Source organism: Vibrio sp. FE10 (assembly GCF_030297155.1).
GTDB classification, from domain to species: domain Bacteria; phylum Pseudomonadota; class Gammaproteobacteria; order Enterobacterales; family Vibrionaceae; genus Vibrio; species Vibrio apostichopi.
Genome location: NZ_AP028067.1, coordinates 3,409,813 through 3,434,406, shown reverse-complemented (window position 1 = coordinate 3,434,406; position 24,594 = coordinate 3,409,813). Strand labels below are relative to the sequence as shown.

At 45.2% G+C, this 24,594-nt stretch carries 38 protein-coding genes; 25 read left to right on the top strand and 13 right to left on the bottom strand.

The window, feature by feature from the left end:
* Positions 1–11 precede the first annotated feature (11 nt).
* The 23 genes from rpsS to rplQ all read left to right on the top strand — a co-directional run bounded on the left by rpsS (position 12) and on the right by rplQ (position 10,927).
* Positions 12–290 carry a 30S ribosomal protein S19 gene (gene rpsS, locus QUF19_RS15425; RefSeq protein WP_004736729.1) on the top strand — a complete coding sequence of 93 codons (279 nt, stop codon included), beginning with the start codon at positions 12–14 and terminating at the stop codon, positions 288–290.
* A gap of 10 nt (positions 291–300) precedes the next feature.
* Complete coding sequence (rplV, locus tag QUF19_RS15420; RefSeq protein WP_004736732.1) at positions 301–633, top strand: 50S ribosomal protein L22; 333 nt, start codon at positions 301–303, stop codon at positions 631–633.
* Between the two features lie 18 nt (positions 634–651).
* Positions 652–1,350, top strand: a complete 699-nt coding sequence (gene rpsC / locus QUF19_RS15415) for a 30S ribosomal protein S3 (RefSeq protein ID WP_004736734.1) — start codon at positions 652–654, stop codon at positions 1,348–1,350.
* Between the two features lie 11 nt (positions 1,351–1,361).
* Positions 1,362–1,772: a 50S ribosomal protein L16 gene (gene rplP / locus QUF19_RS15410; RefSeq protein WP_004736736.1), complete on the top strand. Its 411-nt coding sequence runs from the start codon at positions 1,362–1,364 to the stop codon at positions 1,770–1,772.
* Entirely contained in the window at positions 1,772–1,963 is a 192-nt protein-coding gene (gene rpmC / locus QUF19_RS15405; protein WP_004736737.1) for a 50S ribosomal protein L29, read from the top strand. Before rplP ends, rpmC begins: the two co-directional genes overlap by 1 nt.
* Entirely contained in the window at positions 1,963–2,217 is a 255-nt protein-coding gene (gene rpsQ, locus QUF19_RS15400; RefSeq protein WP_004736739.1) for a 30S ribosomal protein S17, read from the top strand. The genes rpmC and rpsQ overlap by 1 nt, the downstream gene beginning before the upstream one ends.
* 161 nt (positions 2,218–2,378) lie before the next feature.
* Positions 2,379–2,750, top strand: a complete 372-nt coding sequence (rplN, locus tag QUF19_RS15395) for a 50S ribosomal protein L14 (RefSeq protein ID WP_004736740.1) — start codon at positions 2,379–2,381, stop codon at positions 2,748–2,750.
* Positions 2,751–2,761: 11 nt separating this feature from the next.
* Complete coding sequence (rplX, locus tag QUF19_RS15390; RefSeq protein WP_017108547.1) at positions 2,762–3,079, top strand: 50S ribosomal protein L24; 318 nt, start codon at positions 2,762–2,764, stop codon at positions 3,077–3,079.
* Positions 3,080–3,103: 24 nt separating this feature from the next.
* Entirely contained in the window at positions 3,104–3,643 is a 540-nt protein-coding gene (gene rplE / locus QUF19_RS15385) for a 50S ribosomal protein L5 (RefSeq protein ID WP_004738790.1), read from the top strand.
* A 16-nt stretch (positions 3,644–3,659) separates the two neighbouring features.
* Positions 3,660–3,965 carry a 30S ribosomal protein S14 gene (gene rpsN, locus QUF19_RS15380; RefSeq protein ID WP_004736747.1) on the top strand — a complete coding sequence of 102 codons (306 nt, stop codon included), beginning with the start codon at positions 3,660–3,662 and terminating at the stop codon, positions 3,963–3,965.
* Between the two features lie 29 nt (positions 3,966–3,994).
* Positions 3,995–4,387, top strand: coding sequence for a 30S ribosomal protein S8 (gene rpsH / locus QUF19_RS15375; RefSeq protein WP_017104676.1), 393 nt, complete (start codon positions 3,995–3,997; stop codon positions 4,385–4,387).
* Positions 4,388–4,397: 10 nt separating this feature from the next.
* Positions 4,398–4,931: a 50S ribosomal protein L6 gene (gene rplF / locus QUF19_RS15370; protein ID WP_065104204.1), complete on the top strand. Its 534-nt coding sequence runs from the start codon at positions 4,398–4,400 to the stop codon at positions 4,929–4,931.
* Between the two features lie 9 nt (positions 4,932–4,940).
* Positions 4,941–5,294, top strand: a complete 354-nt coding sequence (gene rplR, locus QUF19_RS15365; RefSeq protein ID WP_017104678.1) for a 50S ribosomal protein L18 — start codon at positions 4,941–4,943, stop codon at positions 5,292–5,294.
* Positions 5,295–5,308: 14 nt separating this feature from the next.
* Entirely contained in the window at positions 5,309–5,809 is a 501-nt protein-coding gene (gene rpsE, locus QUF19_RS15360) for a 30S ribosomal protein S5 (protein ID WP_004736754.1), read from the top strand.
* Positions 5,810–5,816: 7 nt separating this feature from the next.
* The gene (gene rpmD, locus QUF19_RS15355; RefSeq protein ID WP_004736756.1) at positions 5,817–5,993 is read left to right on the top strand and encodes a 50S ribosomal protein L30; all 177 of its coding nucleotides are present in this window, start codon (positions 5,817–5,819) and stop codon (positions 5,991–5,993) included.
* A 5-nt stretch (positions 5,994–5,998) separates the two neighbouring features.
* Positions 5,999–6,433, top strand: coding sequence for a 50S ribosomal protein L15 (gene rplO / locus QUF19_RS15350; protein WP_004736758.1), 435 nt, complete (start codon positions 5,999–6,001; stop codon positions 6,431–6,433).
* A gap of 20 nt (positions 6,434–6,453) precedes the next feature.
* The gene (gene secY / locus QUF19_RS15345; protein WP_004736759.1) at positions 6,454–7,788 is read left to right on the top strand and encodes a preprotein translocase subunit SecY; all 1,335 of its coding nucleotides are present in this window, start codon (positions 6,454–6,456) and stop codon (positions 7,786–7,788) included.
* 39 nt (positions 7,789–7,827) lie between these two features.
* Positions 7,828–7,941 carry a 50S ribosomal protein L36 gene (gene rpmJ, locus QUF19_RS15340; RefSeq protein ID WP_000868186.1) on the top strand — a complete coding sequence of 38 codons (114 nt, stop codon included), beginning with the start codon at positions 7,828–7,830 and terminating at the stop codon, positions 7,939–7,941.
* Positions 7,942–8,089: 148 nt separating this feature from the next.
* Positions 8,090–8,446, top strand: a complete 357-nt coding sequence (rpsM, locus tag QUF19_RS15335; RefSeq protein WP_004738779.1) for a 30S ribosomal protein S13 — start codon at positions 8,090–8,092, stop codon at positions 8,444–8,446.
* Between the two features lie 19 nt (positions 8,447–8,465).
* Positions 8,466–8,855 (top strand): 30S ribosomal protein S11, encoded by a 390-nt coding sequence (gene rpsK / locus QUF19_RS15330; RefSeq protein WP_004738778.1) that lies wholly within the window; start codon positions 8,466–8,468, stop codon positions 8,853–8,855.
* Between the two features lie 31 nt (positions 8,856–8,886).
* Positions 8,887–9,507 (top strand): 30S ribosomal protein S4, encoded by a 621-nt coding sequence (rpsD, locus tag QUF19_RS15325; protein WP_017076303.1) that lies wholly within the window; start codon positions 8,887–8,889, stop codon positions 9,505–9,507.
* A gap of 22 nt (positions 9,508–9,529) precedes the next feature.
* Complete coding sequence (locus tag QUF19_RS15320; protein ID WP_004729813.1) at positions 9,530–10,522, top strand: DNA-directed RNA polymerase subunit alpha; 993 nt, start codon at positions 9,530–9,532, stop codon at positions 10,520–10,522.
* A 24-nt stretch (positions 10,523–10,546) separates the two neighbouring features.
* Positions 10,547–10,927: a 50S ribosomal protein L17 gene (rplQ, locus tag QUF19_RS15315; RefSeq protein WP_004729812.1), complete on the top strand. Its 381-nt coding sequence runs from the start codon at positions 10,547–10,549 to the stop codon at positions 10,925–10,927.
* A 227-nt stretch (positions 10,928–11,154) separates the two neighbouring features.
* Here rplQ and QUF19_RS15310 read toward each other — a convergent pair whose 3' ends face one another.
* Together QUF19_RS15310 and bamJ are read right to left on the bottom strand one after the other, a co-directional pair.
* The gene (locus QUF19_RS15310) at positions 11,155–11,649 is read right to left on the bottom strand and encodes a DUF2780 domain-containing protein (RefSeq protein WP_102438099.1); all 495 of its coding nucleotides are present in this window, start codon (positions 11,647–11,649) and stop codon (positions 11,155–11,157) included.
* Positions 11,650–11,783: 134 nt separating this feature from the next.
* The gene (gene bamJ, locus QUF19_RS15305) at positions 11,784–12,404 is read right to left on the bottom strand and encodes a BamJ family beta-barrel-assembly machinery protein (RefSeq protein WP_017107729.1); all 621 of its coding nucleotides are present in this window, start codon (positions 12,402–12,404) and stop codon (positions 11,784–11,786) included.
* A 213-nt stretch (positions 12,405–12,617) separates the two neighbouring features.
* Here bamJ and QUF19_RS15300 point away from each other — a divergent pair, with 213 nt between their 5' ends.
* Entirely contained in the window at positions 12,618–13,202 is a 585-nt protein-coding gene (locus QUF19_RS15300; RefSeq protein ID WP_286294832.1) for a LysM-like peptidoglycan-binding domain-containing protein, read from the top strand.
* A 59-nt stretch (positions 13,203–13,261) separates the two neighbouring features.
* On the opposite strand, the gene QUF19_RS15295 is transcribed toward QUF19_RS15300, so the two are convergent.
* From QUF19_RS15295 to QUF19_RS15245, 11 genes are all read right to left on the bottom strand, one after another.
* Positions 13,262–14,110, bottom strand: coding sequence for a DMT family transporter (locus QUF19_RS15295; protein WP_286294830.1), 849 nt, complete (start codon positions 14,108–14,110; stop codon positions 13,262–13,264).
* Positions 14,110–14,562, bottom strand: a complete 453-nt coding sequence (locus QUF19_RS15290) for a GNAT family N-acetyltransferase (protein WP_286294829.1) — start codon at positions 14,560–14,562, stop codon at positions 14,110–14,112. Before QUF19_RS15290 ends, QUF19_RS15295 begins: the two co-directional genes overlap by 1 nt.
* Positions 14,563–14,619: 57 nt before the next feature.
* Positions 14,620–15,186, bottom strand: coding sequence for a Crp/Fnr family transcriptional regulator (locus QUF19_RS15285; RefSeq protein ID WP_004735262.1), 567 nt, complete (start codon positions 15,184–15,186; stop codon positions 14,620–14,622).
* Between the two features lie 71 nt (positions 15,187–15,257).
* Positions 15,258–17,012, bottom strand: coding sequence for a bifunctional lysophospholipid acyltransferase family protein/GNAT family N-acetyltransferase (locus tag QUF19_RS15280; protein ID WP_286294828.1), 1,755 nt, complete (start codon positions 17,010–17,012; stop codon positions 15,258–15,260).
* A gap of 12 nt (positions 17,013–17,024) precedes the next feature.
* Complete coding sequence (locus QUF19_RS15275) at positions 17,025–17,468, bottom strand: hypothetical protein (RefSeq protein WP_286294827.1); 444 nt, start codon at positions 17,466–17,468, stop codon at positions 17,025–17,027.
* A gap of 10 nt (positions 17,469–17,478) precedes the next feature.
* On the bottom strand, positions 17,479–17,916 hold the full coding sequence (locus tag QUF19_RS15270; RefSeq protein ID WP_286294826.1) for a YHS domain-containing (seleno)protein: 438 nt from the start codon (positions 17,914–17,916) through the stop codon (positions 17,479–17,481).
* Positions 17,917–17,928: 12 nt separating this feature from the next.
* Positions 17,929–18,678, bottom strand: a complete 750-nt coding sequence (locus QUF19_RS15265) for an NRDE family protein (protein WP_102340810.1) — start codon at positions 18,676–18,678, stop codon at positions 17,929–17,931.
* 2 nt (positions 18,679–18,680) lie between these two features.
* Positions 18,681–19,223, bottom strand: coding sequence for a DinB family protein (locus QUF19_RS15260; protein WP_017078811.1), 543 nt, complete (start codon positions 19,221–19,223; stop codon positions 18,681–18,683).
* A 19-nt stretch (positions 19,224–19,242) separates the two neighbouring features.
* Positions 19,243–20,376: an ATP-grasp domain-containing protein gene (locus tag QUF19_RS15255; RefSeq protein WP_286294825.1), complete on the bottom strand. Its 1,134-nt coding sequence runs from the start codon at positions 20,374–20,376 to the stop codon at positions 19,243–19,245.
* On the bottom strand, positions 20,373–20,960 hold the full coding sequence (locus QUF19_RS15250) for a DedA family protein (protein ID WP_286294824.1): 588 nt from the start codon (positions 20,958–20,960) through the stop codon (positions 20,373–20,375). The genes QUF19_RS15255 and QUF19_RS15250 overlap by 4 nt, the downstream gene beginning before the upstream one ends.
* Before the next feature lie 284 nt (positions 20,961–21,244).
* Entirely contained in the window at positions 21,245–23,221 is a 1,977-nt protein-coding gene (locus QUF19_RS15245; protein WP_286294823.1) for a bifunctional 2',3'-cyclic-nucleotide 2'-phosphodiesterase/3'-nucleotidase, read from the bottom strand.
* A 450-nt stretch (positions 23,222–23,671) separates the two neighbouring features.
* On the opposite strand from QUF19_RS15245, the gene cysD reads away from it, so the two are divergent.
* A complete protein-coding gene (cysD, locus tag QUF19_RS15240) occupies positions 23,672–24,580 on the top strand; it encodes a sulfate adenylyltransferase subunit CysD (RefSeq protein ID WP_004735271.1) in 909 nt (302 codons plus the stop codon).
* Positions 24,581–24,594 lie beyond the last annotated feature (14 nt).

Below are 24,594 nucleotides of genomic sequence, written 5' to 3'. Positions count from 1 at the left end.
GAGGAATCGCCATGCCACGTTCTCTCAAGAAAGGTCCTTTTATTGACCTACACTTGCTGAAGAAGGTAGAGAAAGCGGTGGAAAGCGGAGACAAAAAGCCTATTAAGACTTGGTCCCGTCGCTCAATGATCATCCCAACAATGATTGGTTTGACCATCGCTGTCCATAATGGTCGTCAGCACGTTCCAGTTTTCGTTACCGAAGAAATGATCGGTCACAAACTGGGCGAATTTGCACCAACTCGTACTTATCGCGGTCATGCTGCAGATAAGAAAGCTAAGAAGAAATAAGGAGTAGATGATGGAAGCTTTAGCTAAACATAACTTTGCTCGTATTTCTCCACAGAAAGCTCGCTTAGTTGCAGACCAAATTCGCGGTAAGTCGGTAGACCAGGCTCTAGAAATTCTAACTTTCAGCAACAAAAAAGCTGCTGTACTAGTTAAGAAAGTTCTTGAGTCAGCTATCGCTAACGCGGAACATAACGAAGGTGCAGATATCGACGATCTAAATGTCGCTAAAATCTTCGTAGATGAGGGCCCTATCATGAAGCGCATTATGCCTCGTGCTAAAGGTCGTGCGGATCGTATCTTGAAGCGTTCAAGCCACATCACTATTGTTGTAGCAGATCGCTAAAGACTAGGAGATTAAGCAATGGGTCAGAAAGTACATCCTAATGGTATTCGTCTTGGCATCGTTAAGCCTTGGAATGCTACATGGTTTGCTAATACCAACGAATTCGCTGACAACCTAGACGGCGACTTCAAGGTACGTCAGTTCCTTACTAAGGAACTACAAAAAGCATCATTATCTCGTATCGTTATCGAGCGTCCAGCTAAGAGCATCCGTGTGACTATTCACACTGCTCGCCCTGGCGTTGTTATCGGTAAGAAAGGTGAAGACGTAGAGAAACTACGTGCAGCTGTAGCTAAAATCGCAGGTGTACCAGCGCAAATTAACATCGCTGAAGTACGTAAACCTGAGTTAGATGGTCAGCTTGTAGCTGATAGCATCGCGTCTCAACTAGAGCGTCGTGTTATGTTCCGTCGTGCAATGAAGCGTGCGGTACAAAATGCTATGCGTCTAGGCGCTAAAGGCATCAAAGTACAAGTAGGCGGCCGTCTTGGCGGCGCTGAAATCGCACGTTCAGAGTGGTACCGTGAAGGCCGTGTGCCTCTACACACTCTACGTGCAGACATTGATTACGCAACTTCTTCGGCTCACACTCAATACGGTGTGATCGGCATTAAAGTTTGGATCTTCAAAGGTGAGATTCTAGGCGGTATGCCAGCTGCTAACGCAGTAGAGCCTAAAGGCGATAAGCCTAAGAAGCAGCGTAAAGGCCGTAAGTAAGGAGTCGAACGATGCTACAACCAAAACGTACTAAGTTCCGCAAGGTTATGACTGGTCGTAACCGTGGCCTAGCTAAAGGTACTGAAGTGAGCTTCGGCGAATTCGGTCTTAAAGCTGTTGGCCGTGGTCGTCTGACTGCACGTCAAATCGAAGCGGCACGTCGTGCTATGACACGTCACATTAAGCGTCAAGGTCAAATCTGGATCCGTGTGTTCCCAGACAAACCGATTACTGAAAAGCCTCTTGAAGTTCGTCAAGGTAAAGGTAAAGGTTCAGTTGCGTACTGGGTTGCTCAAATCCAACCAGGCAAAGTTATGTACGAGATGAATGGCGTACCTGAAGAGTTGGCACGTGAAGCGTTCCGCCTAGCGGCACGTAAACTGCCTGTTAAAACTACTTTTGTAACTAAGCAGGTGATGTGATGAAAGCACAAGATCTACGCGAAAAGAACGTTGAAGAGCTTAACGCTGAGCTATTGAATTTGCTACGTGAACAGTTTAACTTGCGCATGCAAGCTGCAACTGGTCAACTACAGCAAACTCATACTCTAAAAGCTGTACGCCGTGACATCGCACGTGTGAAAACTGTTTTGACTGAAAAGGCAGGCGCATAATGAGCGAAACTAACCGCATCCAGCAAGGCCGTGTAGTAAGTGACAAGATGGACAAGTCTATCGTTGTTGCTATTGAGCGTACTGTAAAACACCCAATTTACGGTAAGTTCATCAAACGCACGACTAAAGTACACGCACACGACGAAGACAACACTTGTGGCCTAGGCGACAAAGTTGAAATCGCTGAGTGTCGTCCTCTGTCTAAGACTAAGTCTTGGACATTGGTTAAAGTTCTAGAAAAGGCGAAGATTTAATCTTTGTAATTCTATAACTTAAAGCGGCTCCAAATAATTTTTTGGAGCCGCTTGTTTTTTGTCTACCCAATTTAAAAAAAGGGTGGTACAATTCGCGTCCCTTTTAAAGAGGCAGCCCGACCCGAGAGGGTCTAGTTTTAATATTTAGCGGAGCACTAACAATGATCCAGATGCAAAGTACACTTGACGCAGCAGATAACTCTGGCGCGCGCAAGGTAATGTGTATTAAGGTTCTGGGTGGCTCTCACCGCCGTTATGCACATATCGGTGACGTCATCAAGGTTACAGTGAAGGAAGCGATTCCTCGCGGTAAAGTAAAGAAAGGTGATGTTCTGAAGGCGGTAGTAGTGCGCACCCGTAAAGGCGTTCGTCGCCCAGACGGTTCTGTCATTCGCTTCGACAGTAATGCTTGTGTATTGTTAAATGACACTACTGAGCAACCAGTCGGCACACGTATCTTTGGTCCTGTGACTCGTGAACTTCGTAACGCGAAATTCATGAAGATTGTATCACTAGCACCTGAAGTTCTGTAAGGAGCGGCAACATGGCAGCTAAAATCCGTCGTAATGACGAAGTAATCATTCTTGCTGGTAAAGATAAAGGCAAGAAAGGTAAAGTAACTAAGGTTCTGACAACTGGTAAAGTTGTTGTTGAAGGCATCAATCTTGTTAAAAAACACCAAAAGCCGGTTCCGGCTCTAGGTCAACAAGGTGGCATCGTTGAACAGGAAGCAGCTATTGATGCTTCTAACGTTGCAGTCTTTAACACGGCTACTGGTAAAGCAGACCGTATCGGTTTCCGTATCGAAGATGGCAAGAAAGTTCGTTTCTTCAAATCTAACGGCGAAACTGTTTCTAACTAATTAGAAGTAATTTGGAGTTCTACTATGGCGAAACTGCATGATTACTACAAGTCGTCTGTAGTCGCTGAGCTTACCAAAGAGTTCAGCTACACAAGCGTCATGCAAGTCCCTAGGATTGAGAAAATCACCCTAAACATGGGCGTTGGTGAAGCAATCAACGATAAGAAACTGCTAGAAAACGCAGCAGCTGATATGGCAACGATCTCTGGTCAAAAGCCACTTATCACTAAAGCGCGTAAATCTGTAGCTGGTTTCAAAATTCGTGAAGGCTACCCAATCGGTTGTAAAGTAACCTTGCGTGGTGAGCGCATGTGGGAATTTTTAGAGCGTTTAATCTCTATCGCACTTCCACGTGTACGTGATTTCCGTGGTGTTAGCGCTAAGTCTTTTGACGGACGCGGTAACTACAGCATGGGCGTTCGCGAGCAAATCATCTTTCCGGAAATCGACTACGATAAAGTCGATCGTGTCCGCGGTCTTGATATTACTATCACGACATCTGCGGGATCCGATGAGGAAGGCCGAGCTCTGCTGGCTGCCTTTAACTTCCCATTCCGTAAGTAAGGGTAGGGTTACTGTTATGGCTAAACAATCAATGAAAGCACGTGAAGCTAAACGTGCAAAACTAGTAGTTAAGTTCGCTGAAAAGCGTTCTGCGCTAAAAGTTATCATTAGCGATGTAAACGCATCTGAAGAAGATCGTTGGAATGCGGTTCTTAAACTGCAATCTCTTCCACGTGATTCAAGTGCATCACGTCAGCGCAACCGTTGCAACCAAACTGGTCGTCCACACGGTTACCTACGTAAATTCGGTCTAAGCCGTATTAAGGTTCGCGAAGCTTGCATGAAAGGCGAGATTCCGGGTCTTCGTAAGGCTAGCTGGTAATTGCCACTTAATCATTTGGAGTAAATCTTATGAGCATGCAAGATCCGATTTCGGATATGCTGACCCGCGTTCGCAACGGTCAGGCAGCAAACAAAGTTGCTGTAAAAATGCCTTCTTCAAAGCTTAAAGTTGCAATTGCTGCATTACTTAAAGCTGAAGGTTACATCGTAGACTTCGCTGTTGACGGCGAAGCAAAACCTGAGCTAGAAGTTACTCTTAAGTACTTCCAAGCTAAACCTGTAATCGAGCAAATCAAGCGTGTATCACGTCCTGGTCTAAGAGTTTATAAAAATAAAGACTCTTTACCTACAGTGATGGGTGGTCTTGGTATTGCAGTTGTTTCTACTTCCAAGGGTCTGATGTCTGACCGTGCTGCTCGTAAAGCAGGTCTTGGCGGTGAAATCATCTGTTACGTAGCTTAAGGAGTAGATTATGTCTCGTGTTGCTAAAGCACCTGTCGCTATTCCAGCTGGCGTAGAGGTGAAACTAAACGGCCAAGAAGTTACTGTAAAAGGTAGCAAAGGTGAGCTTACTCGCGTTCTTAACAGCGCCGTAGTTATTGCACAGGAAGAAACCAACCTTACTTTCGGTCCGAAAGAAGGCGTTAGTAACGCATGGGCACAGGCTGGTACAGCTCGCGCTCTAGTTAATAACATGGTTGTGGGTGTTACTGAGGGCTTCACTAAGAAGCTAACTCTTAAGGGTGTTGGTTACCGTGCTGCTATGAAAGGCAATACTGTAGCTCTAACTCTTGGTTTTTCTCACCCAGTAGAGCACGCTCTACCTGAAGGTATTAAAGCTGAGTGCCCTAGCCAAACTGAGATCATCATTACTGGTTGCGATAAGCAAGTAGTAGGTCAAGTTGCGGCTGACATTCGTTCTTACCGTGCTCCTGAGCCTTACAAAGGCAAAGGTGTTCGTTACGCAGATGAAAATGTGCGTACTAAAGAAGCTAAGAAGAAGTAAGGTATCACTATGGATAAGAAAGCATCTCGCATCCGTCGTGCTACACGTGCACGTCGTAAGATTGCAGAACTTGGCGCAACTCGCTTGGTAGTACACCGTACTCCTCGCCACGTTTACGCTCAAGTTATCTCGGCAAACGGCTCTGAGGTTATCGCAGCTGCTTCTACTGTAGAAAAAGCGATCCGTGAGCAAGTTAAGAACACTGGTAACGTTGATGCAGCTAAAGCAGTTGGTAAAGCTGTTGCTGAGCGCGCTCTTGAAAAAGGCGTAGCTACAGTTGCATTTGATCGTTCTGGTTTCCAATACCACGGTCGAGTAGCGGCGCTAGCAGATTCTGCTCGCGAAGCTGGTCTGAAATTCTAAGGTAGGGTTGGAAGATGGCTAAAGAACAACAACAAGCTAATGATTTGCAAGAAAAGCTGATCGCTGTTAACCGTGTATCTAAGACGGTTAAAGGTGGTCGAATCATGAGCTTCACTGCACTAACAGTAGTTGGTGACGGTAATGGTCGCGTAGGTTTCGGTTACGGCAAAGCTCGTGAAGTACCTGCTGCGATTCAAAAAGCAATGGAAAAAGCGCGTCGTAACATGGTTACTGTTGCGCTTAACGAAGGCACTCTTCACCACCCGGTGAAAGGTCGTCATTCGGGCTCTAAAGTTTACATGCAGCCAGCTGCTGAAGGTACAGGTGTTATTGCCGGTGGTGCAATGCGTGCCGTACTTGAAGTTGCAGGCGTACATAACGTACTTTCTAAAGCATACGGTTCAACGAACCCAATCAACGTTGTTCGCGCAACGATTGGTGCTCTAGTAGACGTTAAGTCACCAGAAATGGTTGCTGCTAAACGTGGTCTAACTGTTGAATCTATTTCGGAGTAAGAACACGATGGCAACTATTAAAGTAACTCAAACTAAAAGCTCAATTGGTCGCCTACCTAAGCACAAAGCGTGTCTTAAAGGTCTAGGTCTTCGTCGCATCAACCATACAGTAGAACTTGAAGATACACCGTGCGTACGCGGTATGATCAACAAGGTTTACTACATGGTTAAGATTGAGGAGTAATCAGAATGCGTTTGAATACTCTATCACCGGCTGCTGGCTCTAAACCTTCTAAGAAGCGTGTAGGTCGTGGTATCGGTTCTGGCCTTGGTAAAACAGGTGGCCGCGGTCACAAAGGTCAAAAGTCACGTTCTGGCGGCTCTGTTCGTCCAGGTTTTGAAGGCGGTCAAATGCCTCTAAAACAACGTCTACCTAAATTCGGTTTCACTTCTCGTAAGAGCCTAGTGTCTGCTGAAGTTCGTCTAGCTGAGCTAGCGAAAGTAACAGGTGACGTAGTTGATCTTAACAGCCTTAAAGCTGCTAACGTTATCACTAAGAACATCGAGTTTGTTAAGATCGTTCTTTCTGGTGACCTAAGCAAAGCTGTGACTGTTAAAGGTCTACGCGTGACTAAAGGCGCTAAAGCTGCAATCGAAGCTGCAGGCGGTAAAATCGAGGAATAATCTCGAGGAACGAGGTACAGATGGCTAAGAAACCAGGAAAAGATTTTCGTAGTGCTCAGAGCGGCTTAAGTGAATTAAAGTCGCGCTTGTTATTCGTAATTGGTGCACTTTTAGTATTCCGAGCCGGCTCTTTTGTGCCGATCCCTGGTATTGACGCAGCTGTACTTGCCGATTTGTTCGATCAGCAAAAAGGTACCATCGTAGAAATGTTTAACATGTTCTCCGGTGGTGCTCTTGAGCGTGCATCTATATTAGCATTGGGTATCATGCCGTACATTTCGGCATCGATCGTAGTCCAATTGCTAACTGTAGTTCATCCAGCGTTAGCGGAACTCAAGAAAGAGGGTGAAGCAGGCCGTCGTAAGATAAGCCAATATACACGCTACGGCACGCTTGTACTTGCAACATTCCAAGCTATTGGTATCGCAACAGGCTTACCAAACATGGTCGACAATCTGGTTGTTATCAACCAAACCATGTTTACGCTTATTGCTACCGTGAGTTTAGTAACTGGTACCATGTTTTTGATGTGGTTAGGTGAACAAATCACTGAGCGAGGAATCGGTAATGGTATTTCCATTCTGATTTTTGCAGGTATTGTTGCTGGATTGCCTTCTGCAATCGGTCAAACAATCGAGCAAGCGCGTCAAGGTGAATTGCATGTGCTTCTTCTGTTGTTTATCGCGGTATTGTCTTTTGCTGTAATTTACTTCGTAGTTTTCATGGAGCGTGGTCAACGTCGTATCGTCGTTAACTATGCGAAGCGTCAACAAGGTCGTAAAGTGTTTGCAGCACAAAGTTCTCATTTGCCACTTAAGATTAATATGGCAGGTGTTATACCAGCGATTTTTGCATCAAGTATTATTTTGTTCCCAGGAACATTAGCGCAATGGTTCGGTCAAAATGGTGAAAGCAGCGCGTTCGGTTGGTTAACTGACGTGTCATTAGCTCTTAGCCCAGGTCAACCTTTGTATGTAATGCTTTATGCAGCAGCTATAATCTTCTTCTGTTTCTTCTATACAGCGTTGGTGTTTAACCCACGTGAAACAGCTGATAACTTGAAGAAGTCTGGTGCATTCGTACCCGGTATCCGCCCAGGTGAGCAGACAGCGAAATATATCGATAAAGTGATGACTAGACTAACCCTTGCGGGCGCTCTATACATTACTTTTATATGTCTGATTCCTGAGTTCATGATGGTCGCGTGGAACGTTCGTTTCTACTTTGGCGGCACATCCCTACTAATCGTAGTGGTTGTTATCATGGATTTCATGGCACAGGTACAGACTCATCTGATGTCACAACAGTATGATTCTGTGTTAAAGAAAGCGAATCTTAAAGGTTACGGCCGTTAATCCGGTTGTAGCATTTAGATTCCATTACGGAGTTTAGCAATGAAAGTTCGTGCTTCCGTTAAAAAAATCTGCCGTAACTGTAAAGTTATCAAGCGTAACGGTGTCGTTCGCGTGATTTGCAGTGAGCCAAAGCATAAGCAACGCCAAGGCTAATTAGCAGAAATTTTTACTTGAAATACAAGGTAGAGTCGAGTATATTCCTCGGCCTACCTTTTGCGTGCAAAAGAAGTAGTATGCCGCAGCGTATCCATCACGGGCTTTGCTGCGGATAATTCTTTTATGAACCCCTTAGGAGTGAATAATGGCCCGTATAGCCGGCATTAACATTCCTGATCATAAGCATTCTGTAATTGCACTTACTGCAATTTACGGTATCGGTAAAACTCGCTCTCAAGCTATTCTAGCTGAAGTGGGTATTGCTGAAGATGCTAAGATCAGTGAACTAACTGAAGAGCAGATCGATCAACTGCGTGATGGTGTAGCTAAGTACACTGTAGAAGGTGATCTACGTCGTGAAGTATCGATGAACATCAAGCGTCTTATGGACCTTGGCTGTTACCGCGGTCTTCGTCATCGTCGCAGTCTACCACTACGTGGACAGCGTACTAAAACCAACGCTCGCACCCGTAAGGGTCCGCGCAAGCCGATCAAGAAATAGTCGGATAAGGTAGAGTACAATGGCAAAACAACCAACTCGCGCGCGTAAGCGCGTACGCAAGCAAGTAGCTGATGGCGTAGCGCACATCCATGCTTCTTTCAACAACACAATCGTAACTATCACTGACCGTCAAGGCAACGCTCTTGCATGGGCTACAGCTGGTGGTTCAGGTTTCCGTGGTTCTCGTAAATCTACTCCGTTCGCAGCACAAGTTGCAGCTGAGCGTTGTGGTGAAATGGCTAAAGAATATGGCCTAAAGAACTTGGAAGTTATGGTTAAGGGTCCAGGTCCAGGTCGCGAATCTACTGTTCGTGCACTGAACGCTGCTGGTTTCCGTATCACTAACATTGTTGATGCGACACCAATCCCTCATAACGGTTGTCGTCCACCTAAGAAACGTCGCGTTTAAGTTTCGTTTCTAGGAATATTGGAGAAAGATCATGGCAAGATATTTGGGTCCTAAGCTGAAGCTTAGCCGTCGCGAAGGTACTGACTTATTCCTTAAGTCTGGTGTCCGTGCGATCGATACCAAGTGTAAAATTGATAACGCACCAGGTGTACACGGCGCTCGTCGCGGTCGTCTATCTGAGTATGGCGTTCAGCTTCGTGAGAAGCAAAAAGTTCGTCGTATTTACGGCGTTCTAGAAAAACAATTCCGCAACTACTACAAAGAAGCTGCACGTCTTAAAGGCAACACAGGTGCAAACCTGCTTCAGCTTCTTGAAGGTCGTCTTGATAACGTAGTTTACCGTATGGGCTTCGGCGCTACTCGTGCTGAATCTCGTCAACTAGTTAGCCACAAGTCTATTCTAGTTAACGGTAAAGTTGTAAACGTTCCTTCTTTCAAAGTAGCGGCAAACGACGTTGTTTCTATCCGCGAGAAAGCTAAACAGCAATCTCGTATTAAAGCGGCTCTAGAAGTTGCTGAACAACGTGAAAAGCCAACTTGGATTGAAGTAGATGCTAGCAAGATGGAAGGTACATTCAAGCGTATGCCTGAGCGTTCTGACCTATCAGCTGACATCAATGAACACTTGATCGTCGAACTTTACTCTAAGTAAGGTTAAAAAAAGAGAGGACACAATGCAGGGTTCTGTAACAGAATTTCTTAAGCCGCGTCTTGTTGACATTGAACAGATCAATACGACACACGCGAAAGTAACTCTTGAGCCATTAGAGCGCGGTTTCGGCCACACTCTAGGTAATGCTCTTCGCCGCATTCTTCTATCTTCTATGCCGGGTTGTGCCGTAACAGAAGTTGAAATCGAAGGTGTGCTACACGAATACAGCACTAAAGAAGGCGTTCAGGAAGATATCCTAGAAATCCTTCTAAACCTTAAAGGTTTGGCTGTACGCGTTGCTGAAGGCAAAGATGAAGTGTTTATTACACTGAACAAATCAGGCTCAGGCCCTGTTGTTGCAGGTGACATCACCCACGATGGTGATGTAGAGATCGCTAACCCTGAGCACGTTATTTGTCACCTAACGGATGACAACGCTGAGATCGCTATGCGTATCAAAGTTGAACGTGGTCGTGGTTACGTTCCAGCTTCAGCTCGTATCCATACTGAAGAAGATGAGCGTCCAATCGGTCGTCTACTTGTTGACGCAACTTACAGCCCGGTCGATAAAATCGCCTACGCTGTAGAAGCGGCACGTGTAGAACAACGTACTGACTTAGACAAGCTTGTTATCGATATGGAAACGAACGGTACTCTTGAACCTGAGGAAGCAATCCGTCGTGCAGCTACTATTTTAGCTGAACAACTGGATGCGTTCGTAGATCTTCGTGATGTACGTGTACCTGAGGAGAAGGAAGAGAAGCCAGAATTCGATCCTATCCTACTGCGTCCTGTAGACGATCTTGAACTAACAGTTCGCTCTGCTAACTGTTTGAAAGCAGAAGCGATTCACTACATCGGTGATCTTGTACAGCGCACTGAGGTTGAGCTACTTAAAACGCCAAACCTTGGTAAGAAATCTCTTACAGAGATTAAAGATGTGCTTGCTTCACGTGGTCTTTCTCTAGGCATGCGCCTAGAAAACTGGCCACCAGCGTCAATCGCTGAAGATTAATCGAAAAGTTAGAAGGATTAGGTCATGCGCCATCGTAAAAGTGGTCGTCAACTCAACCGCAACAGCAGTCATCGCAAAGCGATGTTCAGCAACATGGCTAGCTCTCTTGTTCGTCACGAAGTTATTAAAACTACCGTGCCTAAAGCAAAAGAACTACGTCGCGTAATTGAGCCGTTGATTACCCTAGCTAAGACAGACAGTGTTGCTAACCGTCGTCTTGCATTTGCTCGCACTCGTGATAACGAAGTTGTGGCAAAACTATTTAATGAACTAGGCCCGCGTTTCGCGGCTCGCCAAGGTGGTTACACTCGCATTCTTAAATGTGGTTTCCGTACTGGTGATAAAGCTCCAATGGCTTACATTGAGCTTGTAGACCGCCCAGCTGCTGAAGAAGCTGCTGAGTAATCTATACTAGATTCTTAATACAAAAGCCGAGCATTAGCTCGGCTTTTTTGTATCTGGACTTCGTGCCTTTAGATAATTAAACTTGCACCATGATGTTTGGCATTTATTCTTGCCTTCTCTGCTCCATTATTCAAAAATATCTCGTATCCCTTTCTTGCGCGCACAAAAAAGAGCACCGAAGTGCCCTTACAATATTCTACTAATCGCTAATCGCTAATCGCGAAGGCCTACTGCCAAATAGCTGCAAGTGAATCCATCAATCCGCTGGTTGCACCTTGAGATTGAAGTGTTTGAAGAATGATTGGTGCGAATGTTGTAATCATTGACGAATCCATTCCTAAACCTGAAAAAGCGCTTTCTACGGCACCTTGTGAGCTTAGAACTGATGATAAGCCAGTAGATTCAAGTGAAGACATCCCAGGGATAAGCGACGCGAGTTCTTTATTGTCGGCAGAGCCAAGTGAATTTTGTGCAAGCGCCAACATTGAACCAATTCCGCCGATCGCTTGATCGCTTGTTACAGACGCTTGGTCAGCAACGGTATCAGCAAGAGGTGTTGTTTCATTTTGTTGAGACCACATATTCACCGCTGCCATCAGTGCAGTTTGTGATAATTGGGAATAGTTGGTATCTGATGATGAACTGGTTTGTTCAGAATCGCTCGTGCTAGCGCAAGAGACTACAGCAAGGCTGCTGAGCATAGTGATGAGTATTTTCTTCATTATTCTTCCTTAAGTAATAAAGTAATCGACCTATTCACTATAAACGAAAAACGGCGATGTAGTCACATCGCCGTTGGATTATTTTAATTTTATTTGCCTATAGTTTTTTGTTTTACTAAAGGTTTTTATAAAAATTAAAGAATAGCTAGAAGTTCTACTTCAAATACTAGAGCAGCAAATGGTGGGATTGCAGCGCCTGCGCCACGCTCACCGTATGCTAGGTCTTGAGGGATGTATAGCTTCCACTTAGAGCCAACAGGCATCATCTGTAGAGCTTGTACCCAACCTTGAATTACGCCAGTTACTGGGAATTCAGCAGGTTGACCGCGAGATACAGAGCTGTCAAAAACAGTACCGTCAGTTAGTTCGCCGTGGTAGTGAACACGTACTTGCTTGTCTGCAGTAGGGATTTCGCCAGTACCTTCAGTTAGTACTTCGTACTGAAGACCAGACTCAAGAACAGTTACTTCTGAACGAAGAGCGTTGTCAGATAGGAAAGCTTCGCCGTCAGCAGCTGCAGCTTTAGCTAGTTCTTGACGTGCAGCTTCACCACGAGTGTGTAGCTCTTGTAGTGCGTTGTTGATTTCGTCAACTTCGATAGCTGGCATGTCACCAACTAGAGCTGTTGCGATACCAGCAGCGATTGCGTCAACGTTTAGGCCTTCAAGACCAGAACCAGCAAGTTGTTGGCCCATTTGTAGACCGATACCGTAGCTAGCTTTTTGCTCTACAGTTTCAAATTTTACTTCAGACATGAAAAGTCACTCTTTTTGTCAGTACGAAAAGGGTAAGAATACCAGTATTAGCAGCCTGAATAAACGGCTAACCCCTGATCACTTACGCTTTACCGTGTCCAAATCACAGCTATGTCAATTTTCTTGCTTTGGTCTCTGTTGTAGCGGAAAGATCTATACTGTTGGTACTTTGGTTTTTATACTGTAGTTATTCAATGTATAGGACGCAGTGGCATGAATCGTCGTCAAAAGAAAAAACAGAAAGTAGACCACTTAGCAGAGTTTAAGGATCGACTGAATCAGGTCAAAGAGAAATTTAGCTCGATCGATATCAAGAAAATGAAAACCTCAACAGTGCAAACTTGGGGATCATTGCCGAAATTGCACCAGAGACTGTTGATGGTGATTTCTCCGATCGTATTAATCTTACTTTTTGTGCCGCTACCAGAACCTAAAGTAGACGCTACGCCAACAACATCGCGCGTTGAGCTTGAGATAAACACTGTTGGCTTAAGCGAACAGCAAAATGCCAAGAGCAGTTCATCAGAGCCGAGTAACAACAACTGGCAGGAGTATCTTGTGAAGCAAGGGGATACGTTAGCGCAGGTTTTTCGAAATAACGACTTACCGTTGTCTGACTTGAACGCGCTAGTGCGTATTGAAGGGGCAGACAAACCACTTAGTCAGATTCGCAAAGGCCAGCTGGTTAGATTCAAGCTAGCTGAAACTGGGCAACTGGATATTCTGCAGCTAGAGAAAGGCAACACTTCGGTGATGTTTTTCCGATTGTCAGATGGTGGCTTTGGCCGTAGTAAGTAGTTCGATACTGAGCCTGTGTTAAAGCGTTACACCAGATACAGATAGTCGATAGAAAAGAGCTAATGATTAGCTCTTTTTTTTGGTCGCTTGAAAGGGGCTAGCGGTAAGATGATGAGCATAATTCCGATAAAGGTTAATGTATCTGGAATCTCATCAAACCATATCGCGCCTATTATTGCGACAAACACTAAGCCTGAGTATTCAGCCAAGGCTATTTGGCTCGAATGCGCTTTTTGGTAGGCAGCAACCGCAAGTCCGTTATAGCTTAAGATTAGCGTCGCACTTAATGCTATGTATCCCAAATGCTCCACCGACACCGGCTGCCAGTATAAGAAACACATTACTAATGAGGCTGGAATAGAGAATAAGGTTGTCCACCACAGCGTAGTGACCACCGTTTGTTCACTAGGAAGCTTTCTTACTAATACATTAAATAGTGCGAGAGTAAGGGCTGTACCTAATGCAAACAATGCTGCCCAATGAAATTGTGATGGCCTCAAAACTATCAGTGCGCCAATGAAGCCGATGGTTGTTGCTATCACCTTACCCAGTGCGGGTTGCTCTTTGAGTAGAAACATCGATAAAGGCAGCATCAACAGGGGGGCGACGTAAAATACGGCGTTGGCGGTGGCCAAAGATAAATGAGTAATCGCGACAACCATGCATCCACTGCCGATTAGGATCAGTTGTCCTCGAATAAAGGTCACTTTAGCTTGCTGTAAGCGTCGTTGTTCCTTTTTCTGCTGTAGCCACAAAGGGGTGATGATGAGCAGGGATATCAACTGTCGGAAAAAAATATACTGAAGAGGTGGCACTTCGCCATTCAACAGTTTTACCGCTACGTCGGAAAGCGAGGCAAAAAGGTTGCCTGCAATCAGCAATAGGATACCGACAGTGATATTCGACATTACTTCTCTAATCTCATATCAACGTGCGGAATATCGTCTTCCAGATACATCTCAGAGATAGTTTCGAACCCGTGACTTGCATAGAAGTTTTCTAGGTGTTGTTGCGCGCCAATATTAATGGTTTTGCTAGGCCAAAGGGTCTCACAGCGTGTTAACGCTTCTTTGATCAATTGATGACCCAAGCCATCACCTCTTGCTGATTGCTTGGTCGCCACTCGGCCGATGCTCGTGTTGTCGTAAGAAGTTCCTGGTGGTAACAAGCGTGCACACGCCACTAACTCTTCATCAGCATAGCCAAGCAAGTGTTCAACACCTGCGAGTGTATCTTTACCATCGAGCTCTGGATAAGGGCAATTTTGCTCAACGACGAACACATCTACTCGTAATTTAAGTAGTTGATAAAGCTGTTGTGTTGAAAGTTCAGAGAAGGGAATTGAGTGCCAAGTGATCATGTTTACATCCAGAGGTTATCGATGCTCTGAATGTACTATGTGCGATGATTGTTGGCATTAACTATTGTTAATTCGACCTTTAATTCTGCTCAGACTGATCGCGGTTATTCCTAGGTAAGCGGCAATTTGATTGTCGTTCAAGCGCTGTTCAAGGTCGGGATAATGTTCGCAGAAAAGTTGATAGCGTTGCTCTGGAGTATAGAGCAGCATAAAGCGTTCTTTGTTTTCCTTATGCATCAGCTGAGTTTCTAACAGCTTTAAATACAAAGGGTTGTTTGATGCGCGCCACTCGATAACCGCGTTCATTGGCAGTTCTAACATAGTAATTGGTGTGAGCGTTTCTAATAGGTAAGGTGACGCTTGGTTCTTTATCAAACTCTCAAAGCCGATGATCCAATCTTGTTCCCAGTAGAACTCTTTGCTGTATTGCTTACCGTCATTAGTGAGGTAGCAAGCGTGGCACAAGCCTTCAAGTACAAAGTAGATTGAACTCGCCATTTCACCTTGATTGATCAGGATGTGTCTGGTTGGTAGCTCAAGCGGTTTTGCGACGGCTAATAGAGATTCAATCTGACTTTCAGAGAAGTCGAAGCTTTGTAGTTGTTCGATAAACGAGGTGTGCATGGAAATAACCTAACCCAAATAAGTGTCGAAATCATCGCACTTATTTGAGTATAGGTACAGGGCGGGCTAAATCAGCGTCGAGCGTGTTGCTCTAGATAGTCTTGAGCGAGTTCTCTACCCATATACTTGCCTAAGGTTTTCAATGGTACTTTCTTAAGGTTCACCACAATCAAGCCATCTAGAGCATCATTAAATGATGGGTCGACGTTAAAGCATACCAATTTACCATTCATCCCTAGATACTGGCGCAGTAGTACTGGTAGGCCTTTTCCTTGCTCCATACGTGCTAACACTTTAGAGAGCAGAGGAACACTCGCCAATGACGATAACAGGTGATTCTGCCAGAACACATGATTACTGGTATTGAGTGGTGACGAAGGAGACACCAAATTCGCCTTTTCTTCGTCATAATGGTGTATCGATAAGGTCGTCGCGATCAACAGACGAGCATTATGGCTGTAATCATTACTGATACTGACTGGACCGAATAGATGGGTGTATTGAGGATGACGATACACGAAGGCCGCGATTCCTTTCCATAATAGTAACAGTGAGTTAAGGCTCTTTTGATAAGGTTTGCTCACTACAGAACGCCCAAGTTCGATACTGTTATCTAGGGTATCGATGAATTCTTGATTGTAGTTAAACAAACTTCGAGAGTAGAGCTGGTCAAGCCCATGTTCTGCGATTAACTTGTCGACCATACCAAGTCGGTACGCCCCGACCAGTTCAGCCTTGGCTTTGTTCCACACAAAGAGTTGATGGTAGTAAAGGTCATACTCATCCAAATCACAGGCAAGCCCGCTGCCTTCTCCCACTTCTCGAAAGCTCTCTTCTCTGACTCGACCAATCTCTCGCATTAAATTGGGGATCGACTGGCTTGGTGTACAGTAGACTTCGAAGTCACCTTGCTCGAGCAGTTTCATCTCTTCAGGGAGCGAGCTAATCTCGATGGACAATACTTCTGGTGAGATTGGTGCTATCACTTGAGTGTCAAAAGAGGGGGCATGGGCTGCTGTGCTAGGGCTATCTTGTTGACTCATCAGATAGGTATTGAGTCGCAGATAGTTGACGATATCCATCTCTTGTTCAAACGACTTTATCTCCGAATACGGAATCGATGAGCCAATAGAGATAGAGATGGTGGTCGCTTGTTTATTCAGAAGTTCACGCCCGAGTAGAGCCGTTCTTAATAGCGGATGGACACGGCCAGCTTGATAGAAAAGCTCACTGTTTTTACCATTGATAAAGATAGGCACTGTGGTGGCTTGATGACGTTTGACGAACTTGGCAACCGATTTGCTCCATTCGATGTCTGTAAGTGTTTTTGCGCCTTTACGGTAACTCGATACTTCGCCCGCAGGGAACACAATCAACAGCCCACCGTCGGCTAAATGACGATTGGCATCTCGAATCGCTTTAGCGTTGGTTCGTTTCGATTCTTTACTATTAAAGACATCGACTCCGATGAAAAGATCGTCCAGTTCAGGCAGTCGCTTGAGTAACTCATTCGCTAACACCTTCACATCTTTCCTTACCGATCCTACGAGATCAGCAAGGATCACACCTTCAATCGCGCCAAGCGGGTGGTTAGCCACAATGACTACTGGCCCTTCTTCAGGGATATTATCAGTGGCGCCTGCTGAAACAGAATAGTCGATATTCAATGCCGACAGGGTGTGATGCATGAATTCAAAGCTAGATAACTCATCAGGTCTATCTTGATAGAGCTTGTCTAGCTTAGATAGCCCAGTTGCCCACTCGACAACAGACTCACCTAAACCAAAAGGCGTGTAACGTGGTAAACGAAAAGGACTATCAATCATAATGAAGCTACCTTATTGACTAAAGTTGTTTAGGAAACCGTCTTGATTCTTGAAATCTTTCACACTTAAAAATGCACCGCATAACCACACTAGGCATGCCATACCAAACAGTAATCCACCGTCATAACCGACAATTTCACCCGCTGCATTAAACTCAGGCATTTGAATACCGAGTGGCGTAAACAGATGGAAGAAAATCGCGCCACTCATAATTCCCACGCTCATGATGGCACCCAGGCCATGCCAACGAGTAAACAACAAAATGGCAGCAATCAATTCAGCGCCCCCAATCATGTAGCCGCCAAATGAACCGAACCAACTCAGGCCAGACCATGTCGCCAAGGTGCCAAAGATATGTTCTGTCTCGTATGAACCTGTGAACTTAAAAAACAGCGACTGAATGAACACAAACGCGATAAATGCCGCAGGGATATGTTTAGCTGGAGTGAATGTCATGGTTATTCCCTTATTTGATCAATTGCGGCCAAACGGTGTCGGCTTTTTGAATATGTTGTGCTCGGTCTTGTTCCCAACGCTGTTTAATCTCTTGGTCGTAGTTGAGGTAAAGCTTGTTATCAACAATTGTCCATTGATTAGGGTCTCCGGGTGCAAAGTCACTTTTTGCTGAAACAGCCCAAGCGCAATAGCCACCATATTGAGGTGCATATTTTTCAGGATTATTAACAAATAAAGTCAGATTCTTTTCAGAAGAGAAATACCAGTCCGCGCCTTTGTACTCTGTGCTGAATTTTTTACTGCCTTCAATGGGCTCACCTGAAGTGAAATAAGCCACAGTGTCGTAGCCATCGAGCGCCTTGCTGCTAAAGAAGCCGGTGTAGATTTCATCGGCGGCAAATACGTAAGGGCTAACAAGTAGCATGACCATAGTTAATAGTTTTCTCATGATGGACTCCATCTATAGATTGATTGCTGGTGATAAATCGAAGGTAAAACGCTGTTGATTTATCTGGCATGGTTTAATGGGTTCACAAGGCGAGCCGGGTGCGTAAAACATAGAGGCTTGGCCGTGTAGATTACGTAAATGCGTAAAGCTCACGGTGTGCGCGTCTTCACGATGCATACAGGTCGCTAAATGAGGCTGTTCGCTGTGATGGTGAGAGTGAAACTGAAGTAAGTTCTGTTGATTCTTACCTGTTGCCATAAGCTGATCGTATTTTGCTTGTCGGTAGGCTTGCACTCGCTCTAAATCAACACCGGATGAGAAGAGCGGAGAATCGGTTTCGACTATTTTTTGTTGGATGCCATCCCACATATAGGCGATAACCAAACCATGGTGTTGAGTTAAGTTTGGCGCGAAAGCCAGCAAGGTAAATGGGGCAAAAGAGTGCAGGTCGAGCTTATGAAAAGCTTCAGAGAGCTGACTGATATTACGACTCGATGATAGGTTCTTGAGTAACAAACCACGGCTGACCAAAAGTCCATCAGGTACGATGCCTTGATAGTTATTGAGTAGGCATAACGAAAGCCCGAACTCATTGATACTGATCCAGCTACCACCACCAGTTGGGTCGAGTGGCATGATGATATCGACACCGTTAACTCGATATTGTTTAGGTGGCATCGCCAGTGCCCGTGTCTTTTGTTCATCACGATTAAAAAAGACCTGATAGCCATTGTCTTCAAGCAGCCAAGATACTGAACACATGATTATTGCTCCCTCAGATAGCTGCTGGTGGTTGGGGCGTAACCAAAGGTGTTGCATGTTTCGACATCAAGAAAGGTCGTGATCACCTTGATCATCGCATAGTGATGATTGGCATGCAGAGCAGCAAAGGTAACCTCTCTTTCTAACGTAGAAGGCAGGCTGGCGAACACTTGTGTATCCATTGAAACTTCGGTTTGGATCATGATAGGCGCTTCGAGATCTCGACGGTCTAATCGTTCAAGCCAGTTGATCACGTAATGGATCTCTTTCAACGCAATCGACCTGTCGAATTCGACGGGATGACCACGGCGACGAGTGTTGTAATCAACGGTCGCATTCTCTTTTAAAATCAGAGCGTGAAAAAGATCGAGAGTGTGACGAGTATGCTCACCAATAGAACTTGTGACGTGCGGCTTTGCTCGTGTCAGATAGTCGCTGTCAGATATCGCTAACAAAAACTCTAAACCCTGATTCAATATCTCTACCGCTCCCTTGATACTAGGAGAGAAAGAAGTGAGGGCGCTCGGTTGGGCTATGGGGTTCATTCATGATCCTCGTACAAAGTTAATCGGTGGTCGGATATTGTTGAACAAGACGTCGCTCTTCTTGCCACGCGTTAAACAGGCTCTTAAAGGAAGGAGGCTGGTGGCCTCGCTGTTTTTGCTGAGCGCCAATATCAAAAAGAATGCGGTATTGCAGAAGTAGCGTAGAAAATATCTCTCGCAATGGCGTGTTGCGATCCCAGATATGCCCAGCCTCACTGCTGGCGCCATTGACCTCAAGGATAGTGAAATCCTCACCTTTCATTAGGCTATGCATGTCTTTGAATTTGACGTCGAGTCGACCAAAGTGAAAGCCATCGAAGTCGTCGAATATCTCGTCTAAGCGTTCGGTTAAAGCTTGAGTGATGTATTGGTTGCCGTCTCGGAAGATACAGCCACGACTATGACTACCTGCGAATGCGAGTTGAAACTCTTCGCCCTCTGCGAGCACTTGATCCAATTTATCTTGATGTCTTGGCAGATACAGGTGACTAAGCTGCCCTGCACGAGGGCTATTTTCAATTAACTGCTTGAGTGTCGAACTGCCATCACCCACCACCATTGGCGCATACTTGAGTGTGATCGAGATGATCTCGCCTTGCTTTTTGTTTGGGTAACGAACGTAGAAAACACCCGCTTCGGCTTGATAAGGCGCCTTTTCTTGCAATAGAAATCGAGCATTATTTGGGAAGGATTCAACATACTGTTCAAGTTGATCTTGTGTGTTGATCAGCTTAACGCCAACACCTCGACAGCCAAGATCCGGTTTAGCCACAATCGGGAAATCGAGATCCGATTGTATGAGTGCACTGCGCGCATCTTCAGCTTGTTTCTTACTGCTAAGATCCGTTTTGGTTAGGGTGATAAACGGAGAGATCCAGCGCTGACTCGATGATCCGGCAAGGCTCAGTATTTCGTGTTTTGATTCGCCTACCATGCCGCTTAACTTGATGCTCGGGTTGGCGATGAGCGGCAGCGCCCAGTCAAAGTGCCGTAACCCTTGCATCAGGCTTTGAATCACCACTGGCGTGTAGAAAAACCAAGTTGGAAGAAACTCATAAGGAGATACACTGCGCACGGTATCTTTTTCAAGCAAGGGCATACCTGCATTGATTTGATGTGCTGGAATGATGCGAATATCTTGCGGTGAACTCATGATAATCCTCTAGAGTAGGTTCTATTCATTAATCGATTGCCGATAAACAGCAAAGCGATGGCACATGGGATGATGATCCATTGATATTCAGAGGCTTGCAGCCACGCTGATGTCCCTAAATAGTAGATGGCAGAGAAGACAATGCCAGTCCAGAGCGCTGTGGCACTAATAACGGCAAACAAGAAAGTAGGCAGTGGGATGGCGAAAAAGCCACTTAAGGTAAAACCAACGGTACGAAGCCCGGGAATAAAGCGGATGACAAAAAGACTGCTGAAAGCGTTTTGACGTAATTTAGTGCGAAGCGCACGAAAGTATCGGTTGGTGAGGGCTTTGTAACGAACGCCTCGGAAATAACGTCCGGATTTACCTAGGTAATAGAGACCGAGGTCACCCGTGGCAATGCCGATGAAAATGGCAAGCAACGCATATTGAGGAAGCATGAGTCCTTGAGTGGCTAAGCCTGCCGCTGTAACAATCGCCAGATCTTCAAGCAGGTAAGAAAGCGCGATGATGCCAAGCATCAGCCATAGCAGCGATTCCTCTCCTGTATTTAACCATGCTTGAATGCTCTCGACGGTGCCCATCAAATGTCCTTATCTATCCTATAGATGAATGGCTTATTGGCCATTCATTGAGTGTAGTAAATTAAATAGACAGGAGGAGCAGAGAAAAACTTACAGCGGATTAGTGTTTTTTTGTAGGGGCTTAAATCGATTGACGGTTTGAGTCGTGCTGTTTGGGTGTTGAATTAGCGGGCGTTTACGGTAAGAAAAGTAGGGCGGTGGAGTCGATTTCTGAATAACAAAAGAAAAAGGCTGAGTCGTTAAACTCAGCCTTTCAGAATGCTAACTATGGATTACTGGGTAATCTATTTAGTTAGGTCAATCTGGTAAACAGCAAAACCAACATCGTCAGTCGCAACGTGTTTCATCGGGTATTGACCCTTTTCTTTGATGAACTCTGCCGCTTTGTCGCTTGGAGATGTTTCAAAGCGGATATCTAGTTTGTTATCCGTTTTGATTGGCGCAAATGACCAGTTGTTATCAGCTGTTGGGCTAACTTGACCTTGCTCTTTGCTTACGCGAGAGATGTAGTTCGCAAGAACAGTACGGTTCTCATCTGGAGCATCAAATGCGATGAAGTCTTCACCAGTACCTGGGAACTTAGCACTGTACGCACGGTAGTTGTTGGTTGCGATCAGGAAGTCTTGTTTCATGTCGATTGGCTTACCTTGGTAAGTTAGGCCAACAATACGTTGTGAGTCAGGGTTAACGACTTTACAGTTTGCATCGTATTTCGCAGGTTGAGTTACGTCGATTTGGTAATCAACACCATCGATAACATCGAAGTTGTAAGTGCGGAAGTTATCCCACTCGATCAACTGTTGTGGTGCTGTTGAGTTAACATCCACTTGGTTGAACTGACCAGCAGAACACTCAAGCCACTCTTTTACTTCGTTACCTGTTACCTTCATCGCAACTAGCGTGTTCGGGTAAAGGTACAAGTCAGCTGCGTTACGGAATGTCAGTTGACCAGATTCAACTTCAGTGAAGTTCGCTGGGTCATTCTTACGACCACCGGCTTTAAATGGTGCAGCAGCAGAAAGTACTGGCGTACCATCTAGGTCTGGGTCGCCTTGGATGAACTGTTCAACGTAATCTTTCTGCGCAAGGTTAACAATCTGTACTGTTGGATCGTCTTGCACTAGAGATAGGAAGCTGTACATCACGTCGTCTGCTTTACCAATCGGTTGGTTAACAAACTCACGAGTACCTGCGTGGTCTTTTTCTAGCGCTGTTACGATGCCTTCATCAGCTGCAGCAAGCGATTTCTTCTCGATCTTGTCGTAGATAGGGCGCGCTTCTGATTGGCCTTTAACGACTTCCCACTTACCGTCTTTTTGTGCAAGTGTTAGATCCATAACACCAACGTGGCTACCCCAACGACCTGGCATTACTGCCGCAACGCCGTTCATTGTGCCCGTTTCGTTGTCGATGCCTTGGATGTCATCAAAACCTTTACCTGGGAACACTGCGTGAGAGTGGCCAAATGCGATTGCATCAATGCCGTCTACTTCAGATAGGTAGAACGTTGAGTTCTCTTCGCCATTTTTGTACGGGTCAGTTGATACGCCTGAGTGAGGGATAGCAACGATAACCTCTGCGCCTTCCGCTTTCATTTGAGGCACTAATTCGTTAGCTGTCTCAATGATGTCACGAGCGATCACTTTGCCTTCTAGGTTCTTCTTATCCCACGTCATGATTTGTGGTGGAACAAAACCGATGTAGCCGACTTTTACTTCATGCTTTACGCCTGCTGTATCTTCAAACGTGTGAGTCTTGATGATGTAAGGCGTGAAGTAGTGTTCTTTGGTTTCTGCGTCGTAAACGTTGGCACTGATGTATGGGAAATCAGCGTCGTTGATTGACTCTTCTAGGAACTCAAGACCGTAGTTGAACTCGTGGTTACCTAGGTTTGCAGCGTCGTAGCTCAGTTGATTCATTGCTTTATATGCAGGGTGAACTTCGCCAGCTTCGATGCCTTTGTCTGCCATGTAGTCACCCATTGGGCTACCTTGCAGCAAGTCACCGTTATCAACTAATACGCTGTTGGTTACTTCGCTTTGAGCTTCTTTTACTAGAGTTGCAGTACGTGCTAAGCCGATTTTTTTCGATGGCTTGTCTTTGTAGTAGTCGTAATCCATTAGGTTGGTATGGATATCCGTCGTTTCTACGACACGTAATTTAATCACTTCATCGGTATCTGGTGTTGTTGTGCAGCCTGCTAGAGTCAAACCAAGACCCGCAAGTACAGCCAATGACAAAGGTTTCATTGCAACTTTCATTTTGTAGCTCCAAAGTGGATAGTAGAAAATTCGTTGCGTAATGTAACAAAACCGAATGAAACAATGATTACAACGAATGTTAATTCGTGACTTAGATCGATTACTTTATGGTGTTCTGCAAGACGCCTCCCAAACCTGCTCAATCAATGTACAAATCACATCGATAGTATTAGTCCATTCATTTCACCTATTTATCGATGAATCCCATCCCTTATCAGCTTTTCGAATAAAAAATGAAATTTTAGAATTTCCAGTAATATGAGAGGCTCGTCATAATGCCTATATCAAGGACGTATCAGGCAGATGAATAGCAAGGATAGCTCAAAACGAAGCTTCTGTTTTCTTCTAGTGCCAATACTCCCATTCACTCAAGTGGATGAGTTAAATCCCTTGCTTGGCAAGACCAAGTAATGAATTGCTCGTACTGCGAGCCTTAAAGGAAGCACTGAAATGGACCAAGAACGTTTAACCCACCTAAAACAGCTTGAAGCGGAAAGTATTCATATTATCCGTGAAGTTGCTGCTGAGTTTGATAACCCAGTGATGATGTACTCCATCGGTAAAGATTCTTCTGTGATGCTTCATTTAGCTCGCAAAGCGTTTTATCCAGGCAAGATTCCATTCCCACTATTGCATGTTGATACGGATTGGAAATTCCGCGAGATGATTGAGTTTCGTGATCGTACGGCTAAGAAGTACGGCTTCGACCTTTTAGTACATAAGAACCCAGAAGGTATTGAGATGGGGTGTAGCCCGTTCGTACATGGTTCTTCTAAGCACACTGACATCATGAAAACTCAAGGCCTTAAGCAGGCGTTAAACAAGTACGGGTTCGATGCCGCTTTTGGTGGCGCGCGTCGTGATGAAGAAAAATCTCGAGCGAAAGAGCGTGTTTATTCTTTCCGCGACAAGAACCACACGTGGGATCCAAAAAACCAGCGCCCTGAACTTTGGCATACCTATAACGGCCAGGTTAATAAAGGCGAAAGCATTCGTGTATTCCCGCTATCTAACTGGACTGAGCTCGATATCTGGCAATACATCTACCTAGAGAGCATCGATATTGTTCCACTTTACCTTTCAGACAAGCGTCCTGTGGTTGAGCGTGATGGCATGTTGATCATGGTTGATGATGACCGTATGGAGCTGCAAGAAGGTGAAGTGATTGAAGAGAAAAGCGTTCGCTTCCGTACTTTGGGTTGTTACCCACTGACCGGAGCCGTTGAATCTGAGGCGAACACGCTAACAGGCATTATTGAAGAGATGCTGGTGGCAACGTCTAGTGAGCGTCAAGGCCGAGCGATTGACCATGATCAGTCGGGCTCAATGGAGCTGAAAAAGCGCCAAGGTTATTTCTAAGAATCTAAGGAAAG

Coding starts and splice junctions, on each gene's coding strand:
- rpmJ (WP_000868186.1), top strand. CDS start 7,828: ATGAAAGTTCGTGCTTCCGTTAAAAAAATCTGCCGTAACTGTAAAGTT.
- QUF19_RS15320 (WP_004729813.1), top strand. CDS start 9,530: ATGCAGGGTTCTGTAACAGAATTTCTTAAGCCGCGTCTTGTTGACATT.
- secY (WP_004736759.1), top strand. CDS start 6,454: ATGGCTAAGAAACCAGGAAAAGATTTTCGTAGTGCTCAGAGCGGCTTA.
- QUF19_RS15270 (WP_286294826.1), bottom strand. CDS start 17,916: ATGAGAAAACTATTAACTATGGTCATGCTACTTGTTAGCCCTTACGTA.
- QUF19_RS15290 (WP_286294829.1), bottom strand. CDS start 14,562: ATGATCACTTGGCACTCAATTCCCTTCTCTGAACTTTCAACACAACAG.
- rpsK (WP_004738778.1), top strand. CDS start 8,466: ATGGCAAAACAACCAACTCGCGCGCGTAAGCGCGTACGCAAGCAAGTA.
- rplE (WP_004738790.1), top strand. CDS start 3,104: ATGGCGAAACTGCATGATTACTACAAGTCGTCTGTAGTCGCTGAGCTT.
- rpmC (WP_004736737.1), top strand. CDS start 1,772: ATGAAAGCACAAGATCTACGCGAAAAGAACGTTGAAGAGCTTAACGCT.
- QUF19_RS15295 (WP_286294830.1), bottom strand. CDS start 14,110: ATGTCGAATATCACTGTCGGTATCCTATTGCTGATTGCAGGCAACCTT.
- rpsE (WP_004736754.1), top strand. CDS start 5,309: ATGGCTAAAGAACAACAACAAGCTAATGATTTGCAAGAAAAGCTGATC.
- QUF19_RS15310 (WP_102438099.1), bottom strand. CDS start 11,649: ATGAAGAAAATACTCATCACTATGCTCAGCAGCCTTGCTGTAGTCTCT.
- QUF19_RS15260 (WP_017078811.1), bottom strand. CDS start 19,223: ATGAACCCCATAGCCCAACCGAGCGCCCTCACTTCTTTCTCTCCTAGT.
- rplF (WP_065104204.1), top strand. CDS start 4,398: ATGTCTCGTGTTGCTAAAGCACCTGTCGCTATTCCAGCTGGCGTAGAG.
- QUF19_RS15300 (WP_286294832.1), top strand. CDS start 12,618: ATGAATCGTCGTCAAAAGAAAAAACAGAAAGTAGACCACTTAGCAGAG.
- rpsQ (WP_004736739.1), top strand. CDS start 1,963: ATGAGCGAAACTAACCGCATCCAGCAAGGCCGTGTAGTAAGTGACAAG.
- QUF19_RS15255 (WP_286294825.1), bottom strand. CDS start 20,376: ATGAGTTCACCGCAAGATATTCGCATCATTCCAGCACATCAAATCAAT.
- rplV (WP_004736732.1), top strand. CDS start 301: ATGGAAGCTTTAGCTAAACATAACTTTGCTCGTATTTCTCCACAGAAA.
- rplP (WP_004736736.1), top strand. CDS start 1,362: ATGCTACAACCAAAACGTACTAAGTTCCGCAAGGTTATGACTGGTCGT.
- QUF19_RS15245 (WP_286294823.1), bottom strand. CDS start 23,221: ATGAAAGTTGCAATGAAACCTTTGTCATTGGCTGTACTTGCGGGTCTT.
- rpsN (WP_004736747.1), top strand. CDS start 3,660: ATGGCTAAACAATCAATGAAAGCACGTGAAGCTAAACGTGCAAAACTA.
- rpmD (WP_004736756.1), top strand. CDS start 5,817: ATGGCAACTATTAAAGTAACTCAAACTAAAAGCTCAATTGGTCGCCTA.
- QUF19_RS15250 (WP_286294824.1), bottom strand. CDS start 20,960: ATGGGCACCGTCGAGAGCATTCAAGCATGGTTAAATACAGGAGAGGAA.
- QUF19_RS15275 (WP_286294827.1), bottom strand. CDS start 17,468: ATGACATTCACTCCAGCTAAACATATCCCTGCGGCATTTATCGCGTTT.
- rplO (WP_004736758.1), top strand. CDS start 5,999: ATGCGTTTGAATACTCTATCACCGGCTGCTGGCTCTAAACCTTCTAAG.
- rplN (WP_004736740.1), top strand. CDS start 2,379: ATGATCCAGATGCAAAGTACACTTGACGCAGCAGATAACTCTGGCGCG.
- QUF19_RS15285 (WP_004735262.1), bottom strand. CDS start 15,186: ATGCACACCTCGTTTATCGAACAACTACAAAGCTTCGACTTCTCTGAA.
- rplX (WP_017108547.1), top strand. CDS start 2,762: ATGGCAGCTAAAATCCGTCGTAATGACGAAGTAATCATTCTTGCTGGT.
- rpsD (WP_017076303.1), top strand. CDS start 8,887: ATGGCAAGATATTTGGGTCCTAAGCTGAAGCTTAGCCGTCGCGAAGGT.
- cysD (WP_004735271.1), top strand. CDS start 23,672: ATGGACCAAGAACGTTTAACCCACCTAAAACAGCTTGAAGCGGAAAGT.
- rpsM (WP_004738779.1), top strand. CDS start 8,090: ATGGCCCGTATAGCCGGCATTAACATTCCTGATCATAAGCATTCTGTA.
- rpsC (WP_004736734.1), top strand. CDS start 652: ATGGGTCAGAAAGTACATCCTAATGGTATTCGTCTTGGCATCGTTAAG.
- rpsS (WP_004736729.1), top strand. CDS start 12: ATGCCACGTTCTCTCAAGAAAGGTCCTTTTATTGACCTACACTTGCTG.
- rpsH (WP_017104676.1), top strand. CDS start 3,995: ATGAGCATGCAAGATCCGATTTCGGATATGCTGACCCGCGTTCGCAAC.
- QUF19_RS15265 (WP_102340810.1), bottom strand. CDS start 18,678: ATGTGTTCAGTATCTTGGCTGCTTGAAGACAATGGCTATCAGGTCTTT.
- QUF19_RS15280 (WP_286294828.1), bottom strand. CDS start 17,012: ATGATTGATAGTCCTTTTCGTTTACCACGTTACACGCCTTTTGGTTTA.
- bamJ (WP_017107729.1), bottom strand. CDS start 12,404: ATGTCTGAAGTAAAATTTGAAACTGTAGAGCAAAAAGCTAGCTACGGT.
- rplQ (WP_004729812.1), top strand. CDS start 10,547: ATGCGCCATCGTAAAAGTGGTCGTCAACTCAACCGCAACAGCAGTCAT.
- rplR (WP_017104678.1), top strand. CDS start 4,941: ATGGATAAGAAAGCATCTCGCATCCGTCGTGCTACACGTGCACGTCGT.